Source organism: Rhodobacteraceae bacterium M382 (assembly GCA_025141015.1).
GTDB classification, from domain to species: Bacteria; Pseudomonadota; Alphaproteobacteria; order Rhodobacterales; family Rhodobacteraceae; genus Aliisedimentitalea; species Aliisedimentitalea scapharcae.
In genome coordinates, this window is sequence record CP081098.1 from 1,859,877 (window position 1) to 1,876,501 (window position 16,625).

General features: G+C 61.6%; 14 protein-coding genes. 4 read left to right on the plus strand and 10 right to left on the minus strand.

The genetic code is table 11. The annotated features are described in order from the left end of the window. Nucleotides 1-78: 78 nt before the first annotated feature. The 8 genes from K3727_08595 to acs form a co-directional block, all read right to left on the minus strand. A complete protein-coding gene (locus K3727_08595; protein UWQ92819.1) occupies nt 79-579 on the minus strand; it encodes a flavin reductase family protein in 501 nt (166 codons plus the stop codon). A gap of 90 nt (nt 580-669) precedes the next feature. After that, nucleotides 670-2,079: a 3'-5' exonuclease gene (locus tag K3727_08600; protein ID UWQ92820.1), complete on the minus strand. Its 1,410-nt coding sequence runs from the start codon at nt 2,077-2,079 to the stop codon at nt 670-672. Between the two features lie 3 nt (nt 2,080-2,082). After that, nucleotides 2,083-2,604 (minus strand): hypothetical protein, encoded by a 522-nt coding sequence (locus tag K3727_08605; GenBank protein UWQ92821.1) that lies wholly within the window; start codon nt 2,602-2,604, stop codon nt 2,083-2,085. Between the two features lie 135 nt (nt 2,605-2,739). Then, on the minus strand, nt 2,740-4,563 hold the full coding sequence (locus K3727_08610) for a CBS domain-containing protein (protein UWQ92822.1): 1,824 nt from the start codon (nt 4,561-4,563) through the stop codon (nt 2,740-2,742). Nucleotides 4,564-4,788: 225 nt separating this feature from the next. Next, a complete protein-coding gene (locus K3727_08615; protein UWQ92823.1) occupies nt 4,789-6,570 on the minus strand; it encodes a cation acetate symporter in 1,782 nt (593 codons plus the stop codon). 6 nt (nt 6,571-6,576) lie between these two features. After that, the gene (locus K3727_08620) at nt 6,577-6,858 is read right to left on the minus strand and encodes a DUF4212 domain-containing protein (GenBank protein ID UWQ92824.1); all 282 of its coding nucleotides are present in this window, start codon (nt 6,856-6,858) and stop codon (nt 6,577-6,579) included. 204 nt (nt 6,859-7,062) lie between these two features. Next, nucleotides 7,063-7,746: an adenylate kinase gene (locus K3727_08625; GenBank protein ID UWQ92825.1), complete on the minus strand. Its 684-nt coding sequence runs from the start codon at nt 7,744-7,746 to the stop codon at nt 7,063-7,065. Nucleotides 7,747-7,757: 11 nt separating this feature from the next. Next, a complete protein-coding gene (acs, locus tag K3727_08630; GenBank protein ID UWQ92826.1) occupies nt 7,758-9,722 on the minus strand; it encodes an acetate--CoA ligase in 1,965 nt (654 codons plus the stop codon). A 550-nt stretch (nt 9,723-10,272) separates the two neighbouring features. On the opposite strand from acs, the gene K3727_08635 reads away from it, so the two are divergent. From K3727_08635 to thpR, 4 genes are read left to right on the plus strand one after another with little or no spacing between them, the layout of a single operon-like run. Next, complete coding sequence (locus tag K3727_08635; GenBank protein UWQ92827.1) at nt 10,273-11,289, plus strand: C4-dicarboxylate TRAP transporter substrate-binding protein; 1,017 nt, start codon at nt 10,273-10,275, stop codon at nt 11,287-11,289. Between the two features lie 59 nt (nt 11,290-11,348). Further along, on the plus strand, nt 11,349-11,990 hold the full coding sequence (locus K3727_08640; GenBank protein UWQ92828.1) for a TRAP transporter small permease: 642 nt from the start codon (nt 11,349-11,351) through the stop codon (nt 11,988-11,990). A gap of 6 nt (nt 11,991-11,996) precedes the next feature. Next, complete coding sequence (locus K3727_08645; protein UWQ92829.1) at nt 11,997-13,400, plus strand: TRAP transporter large permease; 1,404 nt, start codon at nt 11,997-11,999, stop codon at nt 13,398-13,400. Next, nucleotides 13,401-13,916, plus strand: a complete 516-nt coding sequence (thpR, locus tag K3727_08650) for an RNA 2',3'-cyclic phosphodiesterase (GenBank protein UWQ92830.1) — start codon at nt 13,401-13,403, stop codon at nt 13,914-13,916. 81 nt (nt 13,917-13,997) lie between these two features. Here thpR and K3727_08655 read toward each other — a convergent pair whose 3' ends face one another. Both K3727_08655 and K3727_08660 read right to left on the minus strand, forming a co-directional pair. Continuing rightward, on the minus strand, nt 13,998-15,536 hold the full coding sequence (locus K3727_08655) for a trimethylamine methyltransferase family protein (protein ID UWQ92831.1): 1,539 nt from the start codon (nt 15,534-15,536) through the stop codon (nt 13,998-14,000). Nucleotides 15,537-15,638: 102 nt separating this feature from the next. After that, the gene (locus K3727_08660) at nt 15,639-16,607 is read right to left on the minus strand and encodes a D-2-hydroxyacid dehydrogenase (GenBank protein ID UWQ92832.1); all 969 of its coding nucleotides are present in this window, start codon (nt 16,605-16,607) and stop codon (nt 15,639-15,641) included. Between the last annotated feature and the right edge of the window lie 18 nt (nt 16,608-16,625).

Sequence of the window (16,625 nt, forward strand, 5' to 3'; positions counted from 1 at the left end):
TGGGCCAGACGCTGATCGGGTCCGGAGGCTGATCCGGGCCAGACGCTGATCCGGGCCAGACGCGGTCCGGGTGGCCGGTTATCCCTGACCCAGAAACCCGCCGTATTGCCCGCGTTTGAACATCAGCCCCTGTCCGGGACGGGATGTGGTCAACAACACTTCTCCCACCAGGATCGAATGATCACCGGCGTCGTGGCGGGCGTGTTTGCGACAGTCGAACCGGGCCAGACACCCGGGCAGGATCGGTTGGCCCTGGGCGTTCTTTTGCCAGGGGGTCGATGAAAAATCATGACCATTGCGGGAAAAATGCACCGCCAGATCCTGTTGATCCTCGGCCATGACATGCAGGGCGAAATGCGGAGCCATGACAAAGGCGTCGTGGCGCAGCGACGCGCGCGCCGGGCACCACAGGATCAGCGGCGGGGACATCGACACCGACGCAAAGCTGTTCACGGTCATCGCCAGCGGGCCGTTGTCGGTCATCGTGGTGACGACGGTGACACCGGTGCCGAAACACCCCAACGCATCGCGATAGGCGCGGGCCGTTTCAGGGCCGGGAACAAAGCTGGTTTCGGTCATGCGCGCGTGCCCTTGCTGGATCTGCCGCGTTGAGGTGCCACGCCAGCCGCGATTTGTCCACCGTCTGTTTTGCCCTTTGACCGGCGCGGATCAGTTCAGATCTTCGAGCAGACGCCCATGTTTGCGGGTCTGTTCGATCACGTCACCAAAGGTCGCCAACCCACGGGCCTGCAGCATGGGCAGCATCTTGCACAGAACTTCGGCTGTGGCCTGCGCATCCCCCAGCGCCGTATGGCGCAGATGGTCGGGGATGGTCACGTCCAGACGGTCACACAGCGCATCCAGCGTGTGGGTTTCAGAGGCCCCGAACAACACGGCGCTGAGCAGGACGGTGTCCAGGATCGGATGGTCCCAGGTGACGCCGGCTTTTTGCGCGTGGCGACGCAGGAACGCCATGTCAAAGGGGGCGTTATGCGCAACAATCACCGCATCGGTCGCAAACTGGTGAAAGGTTCGCGCGACGGCAAAGATGTCGGGCGCACCCTGCACCATATGATCGGACACCCCATGCACACGGGTTGACGCCGCTGGAATCGCGATACCGGGATCGACCAGCGTATTGATGATTTCACCGTCGATGATCCGGCCCTTGAGCACCCGCACGGCGCCCAGCTGAACGACTTCGTCCTTGTGCGGCAGCAACCCGGTTGTTTCGGAATCAAACACCACGAAGCACAGATCGGCCAGGGCGCGATCCTCAAAGGCGGCGTCGCCGGGGGTGTCGAGCAGATCAAAGTCATAGACCAGCGGGCGCGCCGCGTCCGGCGCGATCTGTGCATGTGCGCTGTCAAAGGTCATCATGTACCCACCGGCCTCGCCCAGAGGCTTGAGCCGCAGATCATAGCTTTGTTGTCCGGTCGCCCCCGTCACACGACAGCTGACCTCCAACCCGGTTTTCATCATGCGCGCATGGCCGGATTCGAGCCCGGTCCGATCCAGATAGTCAAACAGCGAGGCATTCAGCCGGGGGTGGGCGATCTGGGCCAGCACTTCGGCGGATTGCCCGTCATACAGCACGATCTGATGGCTGGGGCTGACCAGAACCATGGCCACCGGGATTTCGGTGAGCAGCGCGGTCAACCGGGCCTTGTCCTGGGCCAGCCGGGCGGTTTCCTGGGCCACGGTCTGCGCCGTGGACAGGGTGGTTTCGCTCAGCTGTCCGGCCAGCCCGGCGGCCGCCGGGGCCAGATCGCCCAGATACCGGGCGGCCTGGAGGTCCATGTCATTGCTGACACCGGCGTGGGCGCGCGCGCGCATTTCCGAGGCCAGGCGTTCGATCGGCTTTGCAACATTTTCATCAAACAGCAACCAGATCCCGGCACAAAGCGCCAAAATCGCAAAGCAGCTGAGCAAGCCGCTGAACACAAATGGATCCAGCAGCGCCGGCTGATCGGCGCGGGCATAGCCGATCCACAGGGCAGCGGTCACAACAGCCACCCCGCCCAGAGCCAGCAAACAGAAAAACAGGAAAATTCTCAAACGCAAACTCAGCCGGGTCATGGGTTACTCCCGCGCACAGATGGTGGTCAGGATGGCGTCATCGGCATCGGCCTGAACCCAATCGGCGTTGGTGACACGCCCGTCTGCATCAAATTCGGCATCTGGGGGCAACAGCGCCCGGCGATGGCTGTCGCAATCCATCACCACCGGGAGTTTGTTGACCGGGGCCCAGCGGCCAAAGAAGTAGAGTTCCGCCAGGCGTTGACCGGGCAGGGCGGCGTTGTCCTGAATGCTGGCCATGTCCACCGCGGCAAACCGGTTCACATAGGGCACGACCTGGGTCCAGGGGCGGTACCAGCTGGTGTGTTCGACCGTTTCGGCCACCACCAGGCCATCGGGCAACCCGTCGACGGTGCGCGCATACCAGCCGTATTCGCTGGTGACTGTGGCGATGATCATGCCCAGACCTGCGCCCACCGGCGCGGCCCAGCGGGGCAGGCGGCCGCCGGTCAGTTTGTTCAGCAACATCACCACGCCCGCCACGGCAAAGCCGGCAAAGATCACGCCTATCAATTCCAGAAACATTGCTCTGCTTTCTCCCGTTGCTGCAAGAGAAGGCGTCCGCCTTCATCTCGCTATAAAAACTCTTGTCCCCTGTCCGACAGGGGCTGCTTGCAGCCCCGTTGGGGGAGGCTCCCTCAGGGGGCATCGGCGCTGGTGTCAGCCCAGCATACCCTTGCCGTGGCCCACAGCCGATTGCATTGTCTTGACCACCACAAAGGCATCGCGCAAGTGGCTGCGTTCGAAATCCGACAGATCCGACGGCGGCAGAAAGTTGTCCGGGGCCTGAGCGGATTTGACCTGGGCGGCCTGATGTTCCAGCCGGGTTTCGGCGATCAGGTCATAGGCATCCAACAGATCACGCCCCCCCGACGGGCTAAGCACGCCGGCGGCTTCGGCGGCGACCAGACGGGCGCGGGTATTGGCCTCGGGCAATTTGCCCTGCAGCGCATAGATCCGCCCCAGGTCCACCACTGGCACCACGCCATTGTGTTTCAGATCCAGCGTATTGCGGTGTTCGCCCGAGCGGATCGTGGCAAAGCCGCGCAGCAGGCCCAGCGGCGGCGTGTGTTTCAACGAGTTGGACACCATATGGGCCACAAAGATCGAATTCTTGGACGCTGCTGCGAGGGTGTCGGCCTGCATGTCTTCGAACAGCGAAAAGGCCCCGCCAATGGGACGCAGGTCAAACATGACGCTGGCCAGCATCTGGGCTTCGGGGCTGGGTTTGGCGATCCAGCCGCGGAAATAGTCCTTCCAGGTGCGGACCGGCTGACACCATTGTGGGTTGGTCGCCATCATGTCGCCGGGGCAATAGAAATACCCGCAGACGTCCAGCCCGTCACAGACGAATTTTGCCAGGTTGCGGAAATAGGGCATGTCGTCTTCGGTCACGGCATCATCCAGAAACAGGCAATTGTCCTGATCGGAAACGCCGGTCTGTTCCTGGCGCCCCTGGGATCCGCAGGCCAGCCACAGATAGCGCACCGGGGGCGGGCCGAATTGGGCCTCGGCCAGGGCGAGCAGGCGGCGGGTGGCGGTGTCGGCGATGTCGGTGATCAGGCGGGTGACGACTTCGTGGCGGCTGCCGCCTGCCACCAGCTGCACCAGCAGGCGGGGGATTTCGGCGGTGACCTTGGCCATCTCTTCGGCGGTGGTGGCGCGGGATATCGCGCTGACCAATTCGGCCGAGCTGACCGCCTGAAAGCGGGTCAGGTCGGTCTGGGTGACTATGCCGACCAGTTTGCCGCCTTCGACGATCGGGATATGGCCGATGTGGCGCTCCATCATGGCGTGCAACACGTCCGAGCCGATGGAATTGGGGGCCAGCGTCAGCGGATCGGCTGTCATGACATCCGAGATCGGGGTGTCGATGGAACGGCCTTCGGCCAGGATCTTGCCGGTCAGGTCGCGGGTGGTGACGATGCCCTTCAGCCGGTCCTCATCGGTGATGCAGAGCGAGGAAATGCGCCAGTCCCGCATCAGCTTGGCCGCGGCCCGGACGGTGGTATCGGGGGCGCAGGTCACGGGGCGGCGGGCCATGAAGCTGTCCACTTGGGTGGTGGCCAATTCGTCGCCCTGCGCCGGTTCGCTGCGGCGGCGGTCAAAGAATTTGGCGACCTTGGGCTGGCTTTTCATCAGGGCGCGGAAATCCGCCTTGGGGAGCAGCAACAGGACAGAAGGCTGGGTGGCCACGGCCGAGGTCACGGCAATGCCGCCCCGTGTCAGGCCACGTTCGCCAAAGGAGTTGCGCGCGCCCAGGATCGACACGGGCATGTTGTTTTCGTCGCTGACCTCGATTTCGCCGTGGTGCACCAGATAGAGCCCGGCCAGCTCGTCCCCCAATGCATAGACCTGATCGCCGGGCGCGACTTCGACCAGATCAAAGCAGGGGGCGAGGGTGTCCAGAACATCGGCCGACAGGCTGTCATAGGGATGTACAGAGGCCAGGAAACGGGTCAGGTCAGTCGTGGAAAGGGGCATCTGAGAGGCCTGTTATCAAAAGGAAAGTTATGCCCAGATAGCGCTGAAAGTCCCGCAAGATAAAGAGGGCGGGGGGTCGCAGGTGCGGGTCTGGAGAAACGCAAAAAAGCCGCGTTGAGGCGGCTTTTCCACGCAGGGCAAACCCCGCGAAACAGGACCTTGGGCAAGGTCCGTGAACCAAGGCGTGTTGAAACGCCTTGGTTCGTGTTGGTGTCACCGGTTGGATCAGTGATCCTGGGCCGCGCCGGCCCCACGGGGGATACGCACGCTTTCCACCAGTTCTTCGATCTCGGTCGGGATCGGGTCGCTGGATTTGGACACGAAATAGGCGACGGTGAAGTTCACCAGAGCGCCGATGGCCCCAAAGGAGGTCGATTTGACAGTGCCCAGCAGCGGATCAGCATCTGTGAACTGGTTGGTGTCCGGAATGAACAGCCAGCCTTTGTGCATGAAGATGTAGATCAGGGTCACGATCAGACCGGACAGCATGCCTGCCACGGCGCCTTTGTTGTTCACCTTGGTAAAGATGCCCATCATCAGAGCCGGGAAGATCGATGCCGCCGCCAGACCAAAGGCCAGAGCCACGGTTTGCGCCGCAAAGCCGGGAGGGTTGAGACCCAGGTAGGTTGCGACCGCAATGGCAACAGCCATGGCCACACGGGCCGACAGCAGTTCGCCTTTTTCCGAGATGGCGGGGTTGATCGAGCCTTTGATCAGGTCGTGGGACACAGCCGACGAAATCGCCAGCAGCAGACCCGCAGCGGTCGACAGAGCCGCCGCCAGACCACCAGCCGCGACCAGACCGATCACCCAACCCGGCAGGTTGGCGATTTCGGGGTTGGCCAGAACCAGGATGTCCCGGTTGAATTTGGTCAGTTCGTTGCCTTCCCAGCCGTTTTCGGCAGCCTTGGCCTGCATGGCCTCGGATTTGTCGTTGTAGTACTGGATATGGCCGTCGCCGTTCTTGTCTTCCCAAGCCAGCAGACCGGTTTTCTGCCAGGTGGCCATCCAGTCATAGCGGGCGTCGTTTTCGATCTGTTCGACCGAAACAGCGGCACCATCGGTGCCATTGGGCCACATCATGTCTGTGATGTTCAGACGAGCCATGGCACCCACAGCCGGAGCGGTCAGATACAGCAGGGCGATGAACACCAGGGTCCAGCCAGCCGACCAACGGGCGTCAGCCACTTTTGGAACGGTGAAGAAGCGCATGATGACGTGGGGCAGACCCGCAGTACCGATCATCAGCGACAGGGTGAACAGCACCATGTTGAAGGTGTCGGCGTGGTGCATCGTGTACTCTTTGAACCCGAGTTCGGTCACGATGGCATCCAGTTTCGCCAGCAGCGGTTCACCCGAAGCAGTGTGTTCGCCGAACAGGCCCAGGGCCGGGATCGGGTTTCCGGTCAGCTGCAGCGAGATGAAGATCGCCGGAATGGTATAGGCCATGATCAGAACGCAATACTGCGCCACCTGGGTATAGGTCACACCCTTCATGCCGCCGAACACGGCGTAGGCGAACACCACACAGGCACCGATCAGCAGACCGGTTGTGTTGGACACTTCGAGGAAGCGGCCAAAGGCCACGCCCACACCGGTCATCTGGCCGATCACATAGGTGGTCGAGGCAACGATCAGACAGATCACGGCCACCACGCGGGCGGTCGGGCTGTAGAACCGGTCGCCGATGAATTCCGACACGGTGTATTTGCCGAACTTGCGCAGATACGGCGCCAGCAGCAGGGCCAGCAGCACGTAACCACCGGTCCAACCCATCAGGAAGGACGAGTTGTCATAGCCGGTAAAGGCAATCAGGCCCGCCATCGAGATGAACGAGGCCGCCGACATCCAGTCCGCCGCTGTCGCCATACCGTTGGTGACCGGGTGAACGCCGCGACCGGCGGCGTAGAATTCCGATGTGGAGCCCGCGCGGGCCCAGATCGCGATGCCGATGTAAAGCGCAAAGGACGCGCCCACAAACAGCAGGTTGATGGTAAACTGATCCATCTGGGTTTACTCCTCGACGCCGTATTCGCGGTCCAGCTTGTTCATGCGGATCGCGTAGAAAAAGATCAGGCCCAGGAACACCAGGATCGAGCCTTGCTGGGCGAACCAGAAGCCAAGATCGGTGCCGCCGACGCTGATGCCAGACAGCAACGGACGCAGCAGAATGCCGAACCCGAAAGAGACGACAGCCCAGATCACCAGGCTGACAAGAATGATCCGCACGTTGGCCTGCCAATAGCCCTTGTCGGCTTCGGCAGTCTGTGCGGAGGTGTTTGTTTGGTCCGCCATCGCGGGTCCTCCTTCGCTTCCTCCAGAGCTGTTCCATCCCTGCATTCAAGTCTCCCCGGGATGGGGCAGCTCCAATTTTGGGGCCTGACGCAGGGAGGGGGGCCTTGCGTCAGGCAACACTCCATCGGTCCGCCAAGGCGGGTCCTTTGGATGTTTCTCGGTGAATGGGCCCCCGGCAGGGCAGGGAGCCCTAGAGACGGATGATTAACGCATCGCGTCTTGAACAATGGAGTGCAGGCCGACGGCGATGTCGTCGATCTGGCCCATTGCGTCGATCTTTTTCAGCACATCGTGACCGTCGTAATAGGCGATCAGCGGGGCGGTCTGTGCGTGATAGGCTGTGAGCCGGCTGGCAACGGTTTCGGCGTTGTCATCGGCGCGCCGCTTCATGTCGGTGCCGCCGCATTTGTCACAGGTGCCTGCGGTTGCGGGCTGTTTGAAGCTGTCGTGATAGCCTTCGCCACAGGTGCCACAGGTGTAGCGGCCCGAAATGCGGGTGACCATTGCCGCGTCGTCGACTTCGAGGCTGACAGCGGCGTTGATCCGCTGGCCGGTTTCCGACAACAGCGTGTCCAGCGCCTGGGCCTGAACGGTGGTGCGCGGAAAGCCGTCCAGGATCACGCCCTGGGCACAATCGGCTTCGCCCAGACGGTCACGCAGGATGGCGATGACGATCTCGTCGCTGACCAGATCACCGGCCGCCATCACGGCCTGTGCGGCCTTGCCCGCGTCGGTCCCGGCGGCCACGGCGGCGCGCAGCAGGTCCCCGGTCGAGAGTTGAACCAGCCCGAATTTGTCTTCGAGCATCCGGGCCTGTGTGCCCTTCCCGGCACCCGGAGGGCCGAGAAGGATCAAAACAGCGGGGGTGGTTGAAACGGCAGCGTCCATGATCAATCCCCTTATTTCACAGCACGATTGGCGATCAGGTCGTCAACCACCGACGGATCGGCGAGCGTTGACGTATCCCCCAGGGCACCAAAGTCGTTTTCGGCGATCTTGCGCAGGATGCGGCGCATGATCTTGCCCGAACGGGTCTTTGGCAGGCCGGGGGCCCATTGGATCACGTCGGGCGATGCGATGGGGCCGATTTCGGTCCGCACCCAGGTGCGCAGCTCCTTGAGCAGCTCGTCGCTGGGTTCGCGGTCGTTCATCAGGGTGACATAGCAATAGATGCCCTGGCCCTTGATGTCATGCGGGTAGCCGACCACGGCGGCTTCGGCGACGGCGGCGTGGGCGACCAGTGCAGATTCAACTTCGGCGGTGCCCATGCGGTGGCCCGAGACGTTGATCACGTCGTCGACGCGGCCGGTGATCCAGTAATCGCCATCTTCGTCGCGACGGCAGCCGTCACCGGTGAAGTAATAGCCTTTGTAATCCGCGAAATAGGTTTTCTGGAACCGTTCGTGATCGCCCCAGACGGTGCGCATCTGACCGGGCCAGCTGTCCTTGATGCACAGCACGCCTTCGACGCCATTGCCGTCGATCTCTTCGCCCGACTGCGGGTCCAGAACCACCGGTTCGATGCCAAAGAACGGTTTCATTGCCGAGCCGGGTTTCATCGCGTGGGCACCGGGCAGCGGGGTCATCAGATGGCCGCCGGTTTCGGTCTGCCACCAGGTGTCCACGATCGGGCAGCGCCCGCCGCCAACGACCTCGTTGTACCAGTTCCAGGCTTCGGGGTTGATCGGTTCGCCCACGGTGCCCAGGGTGCGCAGGGAGGACAGGTCGCATTTTTCGACCCATTCGTTGCCCTGACCCATCAGCGCGCGCAGCGCGGTGGGGGCGGTGTAGAACTGGTTGACCTTGTGTTTCTCGCAGACCTGCCAGAAGCGCGACGCGTCCGGGTAGGTTGGCACGCCTTCGAACATCACGGTGGTGGCGCCATTGGCCAGCGGACCATAGACGATATAGCTGTGGCCGGTGACCCAACCCACATCCGCAGTACACCAGTAGATGTCGCCTTCGTGGTAATCAAAGGTGATTTCCTGGGTCATCGCCGCATAGACCAGATAGCCGCCGGTGGTGTGCACCACGCCTTTGGGCTGACCGGTGGAGCCGGAGGTATAGAGGATGAACAGCGGATCTTCGGCGCTCATCTCGGCGGGTTTGCAGTAGTCGTTCGCCTCGAGCGCCATTTCGTTATAGTCATAGTCGCGCCCGTCGATCCAGGTGGTCTGACCACCGGTGCGTTTCACGACCAGACATTTCACGCTGTCCTTGCAGTGCAGCAGGGCGGCGTCGGCGTTGGATTTCAGCGGGGTCTTGCGGCCGCCACGGGGGGCTTCGTCCGCGGTGATCACCACTTTGGCGTCACAGCCGTTCACACGGGCCGACAGCGCATCCGGGCTGAAGCCGGCAAAGACGATCGAATGGATCGCACCGATGCGGGCACAGGCCAGCATGGCATAGGCGGCTTCGGGGATCATCGGGAGGTAGATGATGACCCGGTCGCCTTTGCGCACCCCCATGGTTTCGAGGATGTTGGCCATGCGGCAGACGCGGTTCTGCAGCTGTTTATAGGTGATGTGCTGGGCGGTCTCATTCGGATCATCAGGTTCAAAGATGATCGCGGTCTGGTCGCCCCGGGTGTCCAGGTGACGGTCAATACAATTGGCGGCGACGTTCAGCGTGCCATCGGCATACCAGTTGATCGCCACGTCGCCAAAGCTGTAGTTGACGTCTTTTACTTTGGTAAAAGGCTTGATCCAATCGACGCGTTTGCCCTGTTCGCCCCAGAACGCTTCGGGGTCGTTGATCGAGGCGGCATACATCTCGTCATATTTGGCAGCGTCCACATGGGCCCGTGCGACCACATCCGCTGATGGTGGGAATACCGGGGTCGGTGTTCGCGTTTCGCTTGTCATAATAGGTTCCTCCCTAATGACCGTCTTGATATTCGGTCGCAAAATTCCGATGTGGCAAAAATCCAACCAATTCCACCCTCAAATTGGATTGCTGCCGTTGGAGGCGATCATATACGGAGTTGAAAATAAGTGAATAACTTCCCGTAATTTAACGATTTGCTTGTAAATGTTTTTCACAATCCGGCGTAAATTTGTAAATTTATCAAATGATGTCTGAAAATTTCCTGTTTTGGCAAAGCGTTGGATGTCAAAGGGGGTTGCCCCATTTGATTTCCTGACGGTGTGCAATGGTATGCAGAAGCAGGAGTCATCGAACTCAACCGGTGTGACATATTGTGTCGCTTGCCGGTGGGATCGCGCATTTTTCCTGCGTGCGCCTGTTTTCGAGACACCAGAGGCGAGTCAGCAGGCATTCGACGAACGATCAAAAAACGGGCTGCCGTAGCGTCGCTTTTGCCCGCTTGGGCCGCAGGGCTTGGCAGGGGGGGGCAATGGCGCTAGCCTTGCGACCAAGCGGCGCAAAACAGGCCGCAACAAATGGGAGTTTTTCATGAACAAGATGTTGACCGGGGCTGTTATGGCCGCCGCATCCGTTGCCGTCGCAGGCGAAGTCGCCGCAACCGAATGGAATGTATCCGTCTGGGGCAAACGCCGCGCCTTTACCGAACATGTCGAAAAGCTGGCCGAGCTGGTCAGCGAAAAGACCGGCGGTGAATTCACCATGAACATCAGCTATGGCGGTCTGTCCAAGAACAAGGAAAACCTGGACGGGATTTCCATTGGGGCCTTTGAGATGGCCCAGTTCTGTGCCGGCTATCACCGCGACAAGAACCCGACCATCACCGTGCTGGAACTGCCCTTCCTGGGGGTGAACACCCTGGCAGAAGAAGTCGCCGTGTCCCACGCGGTCTATGCCCACCCGGCGGTGCAAAAGGATCTGGCGCGCTGGAACGCCAAACTGTTGATGACCAGCCCGATGCCGCAATACAACATTGTCGGCACCGGCGAGCCGCGTGACGAGCTGGCCGAGTTCAAGGACATGCGGGTGCGCGCCACCGGCGGTATCGGCAAGGCGTTTTCCGCTGTGGGGGCCGTTCCCACATCGGTGACCGCGACCGAAGCCTATAACGCGATGGAATCCGGCGTGGTCGATACCGTCGCCTTTGCCCAGCACGCGCATCTGGCCTTTGGGACGATCAATCGCGCCGAATGGTGGACCGCCAACCTGAACCCCGGCACCGTGAACTGCCCGGTGGTGGTGAACACCGACGCCTATGACGCGCTGTCCGACAGCGAACGCGACGCGCTGGACAGTTCGGTCAGTGAGGCGATTGACCATTATCTGGCCAATTACGGTGCGCTGCTGGACAAATGGGATAGTGTTCTGGCCGAAAAGAACGTGACCAAGGTCGAATTGGCCGAAAGCGAACTGGATGCCTTCCGCACCGTGGCGGCCGATCCGATCCGCGAGGCATGGATTGCCGACATGACCGCCCAGGGCATTCCCGCCCAGGAGCTGTATGATCTGGTGATGAAAACCCTGTCGGACGTGCGCGCCAGCAACTGATCGCAATCGAGGCCGGGCCAGAGTGGCCCGGCCTTTTCCTATGGGCGAGGGGGAATGCAATGGCGTCGGGCGCTGCGGTTCTGGAGAGCGATCATCTGATCAGCCGGTTGGACCGGCAGTTGCTGAAGCTGGAGCAGGTCCTGGCCCTGCTCAGCGGCATCGCGGTGTTTTCGCTGATGGTGCTGGCGGTGGTGTCGGTGGGCGGGCGCAATGCGTTCAACGCGCCCTTGCCGGGCTATGTGGATTGGATCGAACAGGCGATGCCGCTGATCGCGTTCATGGGCATCGCCTATGTCCAGCGCGACGGCACGCATATTCGCATGGACATCGTGATTTCGCGCCTGAAGGGCCGTGCGCTGTGGCTGTTCGAGCTGATTTCGGTGCTGTTGATCCTGATCCTGATGATGGCGCTGGTCTATGGAAGCTGGTCGCATTTCCTGCGGTCGTTTGATTTCGCCGCCCCATTGTGGAGCCGCGACAGTTCGATTGACATCGGCCTGCCGATCTGGCCCGCGAAATTGCTGGCACCGGTGGCCTTTGGCGTGCTCTGTCTGCGGCTGATGGTGCAGGCCTGGGGCTATGGGCGGGCCTTTGTGCTGGGGTTGGATGCACCGGTGGCGGTGCCGATGATCCAGAGCGCTGCCGCCCAGGCCGCCGCCGAGGCCGAACAATTGGCCGATCCCAAGGCCGAGCAGGAGTAAGCGGACATGGAACCCATTGATATTGGCCTGTGGGTCACGGGCGGGTTGTTGGCCATGGTTTTGCTGGGGATGCGCGTGGCCTTTGCCGCCGGTATGGCCGGGCTGGTGGGGTTGGTGTGGATCTTTTGGGCCAAATTCGGCTATGCGCCGGACAAATTCACCAAGGCGCTGACCGTGTCGGTCAAGATCGCCGGCCAGGTGCCCCATTCCAAGGTCTCGTCCCAGGCGCTCAGCCTGATCCCCACCTTTATCCTGATCGGGTATCTGGCCTATTACGCGGGGTTGACCAAGGCCCTGTTCGAAGCCGCCAAACGTTGGATCGCCTGGCTGCCCGGCGGGTTGGCGGTGTCGACCATTTTTGCCACTGCGGGCTTTGCCGCCGTATCAGGTGCCTCGGTGGCGACCTCGGCGGTGTTTGCCCGGATCGCCATCCCCGAGATGCTGAAAATCGGCTATAACAAACAATTCGCCGCTGGCGTGGTGGCGGCCGGGGGCACCTTGGCGTCGCTGATCCCGCCGTCGGCCATTCTGGTGATCTATGCCATCATCGTGGAACAGGACGTGGGCAAGCTGTTGCTCGCCGGGTTCATCCCGGGCGCGTTTTCGGCGGTGATCTATGCGTTGTTGATTGTCGGCATTGCGGTGGTGTTCAAATCCGTTGGCCCCCCGGTGCGCGGGTTCACCTGGAAGCAACGGTTTGCGGCCTTGCCGGCGGCTCTGCCGATTGTCTTTGTCGTCGTGATCATCATCTGTTTTGTCTACAACCCCTTTGGCGGTGACGCCTGGGGCACCCCGACCGAAGGCGGCGCGCTGGGGGCATTTGTGGTGTTCGTCATGGCGCTGATCAAGGGCATGAAATGGGCCCAGCTGAAATCGGCGTTGTTGGATACGGCCAAATTGACGGTGATGATCTTTACCATCATCTGGGGCGTGCTGATTTACGTGCGGTTCCTGGGGTTTGCCGATCTGCCGGGGGCGTTTTCCGACTGGATCACGTCGATCGATGCGTCGCCCATGCTGATCCTGGTGTGCATTCTGCTGGCCTATGCGGTGCTGGGGATGTTCATGGACGCCATTGGCATGTTGCTGCTCACCCTGCCGGTGGTCTACCCGGCGGTGATGGCTCTGAACGGGGGTGAAAGCGTGGCCGCTGCGGATAGCGCCTTTGGCATGAGCGGCACCATGTGCGCCATCTGGTTCGGTATCCTGGTGGTGAAAATGGCCGAATTCTGTCTGATCACCCCGCCCATCGGCCTGAATTGTTTCGTGGTGGCCGGGGTGCGTGATGACCTGACAGTACAGGATGTTTTCCGGGGGGTGACGCCGTTCTTTCTGGCGGATGGGGTGACCATCGCGCTGTTGGTGGCCTTTCCGGGGATTGTGCTGTTTCTGCCCAGCCTGGCGGGCTAGATGCGGGCGTTTGTCGCCATTTCCATGTCCCCAGAGGTCAGCGACGCGATGGTGCGCCTGCAACGGCGTCTGGGTTTTGGCCGCGCAGTGCCAGAGGACAATCTGCACCTGACGCTGGCGTTTTTGGATGACCAGCCCGAGGATCTGCTGGAAGAGTTGCACGGGCATCTGGCCGGGCTGCGGTGCGCGCCATTTTCGCTCTCATTCGCGGGGTTGGGGGTGTTCGGATCTGCGGTTCATGTTCCGGCCAATGACAGTGCCAGCTTGACGACGCTGCATGGCAGGGTTCTGGGCACCTGCCGCAAAGCCGGAATAACGCTGGCGCGCCGCCGGTTCCGCCCACATGTCACCGTGGCCCGCCTGGGCAAGGGGCAAACCCCGCCACCGCTGCGGGCCGAGCTTGCCGATTTTCAGATACCGGACATGGAGGTGCAGCAGGTGACCCTGTTCGAATCCACCCTGCACCCCAAGGGCGCTCGCCATGATCCGCTGGCGATTTACCCGCTGCGCGCCTGATCCCCTTCATCTCGCCAAAAAACTCCGGGGAGCGCGAGGGGCTGGCCCCTCGCTGCGCGACCTCAGTCCCGCGTCCCGTGATCAGGGCTCGTCCGACCCGATCTCTTCCTTGCGCCGCGCCACATAGGCGTCCAGCTCTTCGACGATGGCAGGGTCCATCGGGGGGGCTTCGTAATCGCGCAGGGCCTGTTGCCACAGTTCGGTGGCGCGCTCCAACGCGTCCTTGGCCCCGGCTGCTTCCCAGTTCTCATAGTTCTGCCAATCCGACAGCATCGGTTTGTAGAACGCGGTTTCATAGCGGGCCATTGTGTGCTCGGCCCCAAAGAAGTGACCGCCAGTGGGCACCGATTTGATCGCGTCCAACCCCAATTCATTGGTGTCGAATTTCATCGGTTTGAGGAATTCGATCATGTTCTGGATGATTTCCACATCCATGATGAACTTTTCATAGGATGCGGTCAGGCCGCCTTCGAGCCATCCGGCGGCGTGATAGACGATATTGGCGCCGCCCAGCACCGCGCCCCAGGTCGACATCATGGTCTCATAGGCCGCCTGCAAATCCACCGCGTTCGAGGCATTGGTGTTCGAGGTGCGATAGGGGATGCCATAGCGGCGCGCCAGCTGACCGCCGACGATATTGGCCTTGGCATTTTCGGGCGTGCCGAACGCAGGTGCGCCGGATCGCATGTCCACATTCGACGTGAACGATCCGTACATCACCGGGGCACCGGGGTTGACCAGCTGGGTCAGCACCACGCCAAACAGGGCTTCGGCGTTTTGTTGCGCCAATGCGGCGGGCAGGGTGACCGGGGTCATCGCCCCCATCAGGGTGAACGGTGTCACCGTCACCGGCTGGCCATGTTCGGCCATGGCGATCAGCCCGTCGCCCATGGCATCATCAAACAGACGCGGCGAATTCACCGAGATGATGGTGATCACACCGGGATCATCGCGCATCTCATCGACGCTTTGGCCGCGGGTGATGGCCATCATGTTGATCCCGTCCATCGCCCGACCCCGGCCAATGGCGGTACAGTGGAACGACAGATCGGAATAGGTCAGATTGGCCCGATAGGTGTCGAGATGCCGGTTGTTGGCGGGCATTTCCATCGGGGCCATCACCTGATTGCCGATCAGGTTGATGGCGTTGAAATGATGCGCCAGTTTGATGAAGTTGCAATAATCGGTGTAATTGCCCTGACGCCGCCCGTTGATGCGGTCGTGCACATTGGGCGGGCCAGCCACCAGCCCGAAGGTCATGTTGTCGCCGCCCAGGGTGATGCGTTTGGCGGCATTGCGGGCGCGCAGGGTGAATTCGGATGGCACCGTTTTCAGGGCCTCTGTCACGATGCTTTCATCCATGCGGATGGTTTGCGTGTCGCGATCCACGATGGCGCCTGCCTCTTCGAACAGGTCCATCACATTGTCGCCCATCACCCGGATGCCGGCTTCGGACAGGATCCGCATCGACGTGTCATGCAGCTGGTCCATCTGGTCGGGGTTCAGCAGCTCAAACTTGGGGTAGCTGTTTTTGACCTGTTGCCAGGGCAATTGTTCGATACCGCCACCCTGTCGGGTGGATTTGCCGCGGCGTCCGCCGCCGCGCCGTTCACGTGCCATGTTTGTTTGGTCCTCCAAGACCTTTTCAGAGCGTTATTCAGTGATCGTCTGGGTCGCGTGCGACCCATTGGTATCTAACCTTTGGTATCTAGCCTGCGCGTGTCAGTAGCCGCGTGCCGGGCTGACGATATTGGTCAGGGGGTCACCCTGTCGGTAGCGGGTCAGGTTGTCGGAAAACATCTCGACCGATTTCAGATCCCAGCCCTCGTAAACGGACGAACAATGCGGGGTGATGATGACATTGTCATAGCCCCACAGCGCGTGATCGGCGGGCAGGGGTTCGATGCTGAACACATCCAGTGCCGCACCGCGGATGCGCCCCTGATCGAGCGCGTCCAGCAGCGCCGCTTCGTCGATCACCCCCCCGCGTGAGACATCGACGATCACGGCGGTGTCCTTCATCGCGGCAAAGGCATCTGCGCCCACGATGCCGCGGGTGCTGTCCAGCAGCGGCACACAGGTGACGATGAAATCGGCGCGGCCCCACAGGGCGGGCAGATCGTCAATGCCGTGGACATCGTCCACATTCGGGGTCGGTTTTGGCCGGGCGCGCACGCCCAGTGTGGTCATGCCCATCGCCTTGCAGCGCGCGGCGACGGCTTCGCCGGTTTTGCCCAGACCCACGATCAGCACGGTTTTGTCGTCAATCGGTTCAACCTGTCCGGCGGCGATCCATTCGCGGCGTTCCTGCGCGGCGCGAAATGCGGGCAGACCAAGCGAGAAATGCAACATCCCCCCCAGCGCGTATTGCGCCATCATGTCAGCGGCCACCCCGGCGGAATTGGTCACGTTCAGCGCCTGTGGATCCCAGGGGTTCATGTGATCAATGCCCGAGCCGCCCACCGACACCCATGTCACCGATGGCGCATCAATCAGCGCCTGACGCGGATACCCGGGCGTGCCGGCAAAGCGCACGGAATAGACCACCTCGGCCCCGGTTTCGGCGATCTTGGCGGGCAGGGCATCATAGCTGTCACAGGTATGGATCGCCAAATCCGGGTGACGTGCCGCCAGCAGATCGCGGGCAGGGGCGGGATTGCTGGTGTGCAGGATGACAGTCGGGTTTTTCATGGGGGTTCCTTTTGGGGC

Bases quoted from the DNA above. Each gene is read 5' to 3' on its own strand.
- K3727_08595 (UWQ92819.1), bottom strand. From the start codon at position 579: ATGACCGAAACCAGCTTTGTTCCCGGCCCTGAAACGGCCCGCGCCTAT.
- K3727_08640 (UWQ92828.1), top strand. From the start codon at position 11,349: ATGGCGTCGGGCGCTGCGGTTCTGGAGAGCGATCATCTGATCAGCCGG.
- K3727_08620 (UWQ92824.1), bottom strand. From the start codon at position 6,858: ATGGCGGACCAAACAAACACCTCCGCACAGACTGCCGAAGCCGACAAG.
- K3727_08655 (UWQ92831.1), bottom strand. From the start codon at position 15,536: ATGGCACGTGAACGGCGCGGCGGCGGACGCCGCGGCAAATCCACCCGA.
- K3727_08610 (UWQ92822.1), bottom strand. From the start codon at position 4,563: ATGCCCCTTTCCACGACTGACCTGACCCGTTTCCTGGCCTCTGTACAT.
- K3727_08625 (UWQ92825.1), bottom strand. From the start codon at position 7,746: ATGGACGCTGCCGTTTCAACCACCCCCGCTGTTTTGATCCTTCTCGGC.
- thpR (UWQ92830.1), top strand. From the start codon at position 13,401: ATGCGGGCGTTTGTCGCCATTTCCATGTCCCCAGAGGTCAGCGACGCG.
- K3727_08605 (UWQ92821.1), bottom strand. From the start codon at position 2,604: ATGTTTCTGGAATTGATAGGCGTGATCTTTGCCGGCTTTGCCGTGGCG.
- K3727_08600 (UWQ92820.1), bottom strand. From the start codon at position 2,079: ATGACCCGGCTGAGTTTGCGTTTGAGAATTTTCCTGTTTTTCTGTTTG.
- K3727_08660 (UWQ92832.1), bottom strand. From the start codon at position 16,607: ATGAAAAACCCGACTGTCATCCTGCACACCAGCAATCCCGCCCCTGCC.
- K3727_08635 (UWQ92827.1), top strand. From the start codon at position 10,273: ATGAACAAGATGTTGACCGGGGCTGTTATGGCCGCCGCATCCGTTGCC.
- acs (UWQ92826.1), bottom strand. From the start codon at position 9,722: ATGACAAGCGAAACGCGAACACCGACCCCGGTATTCCCACCATCAGCG.
- K3727_08645 (UWQ92829.1), top strand. From the start codon at position 11,997: ATGGAACCCATTGATATTGGCCTGTGGGTCACGGGCGGGTTGTTGGCC.
- K3727_08615 (UWQ92823.1), bottom strand. From the start codon at position 6,570: ATGGATCAGTTTACCATCAACCTGCTGTTTGTGGGCGCGTCCTTTGCG.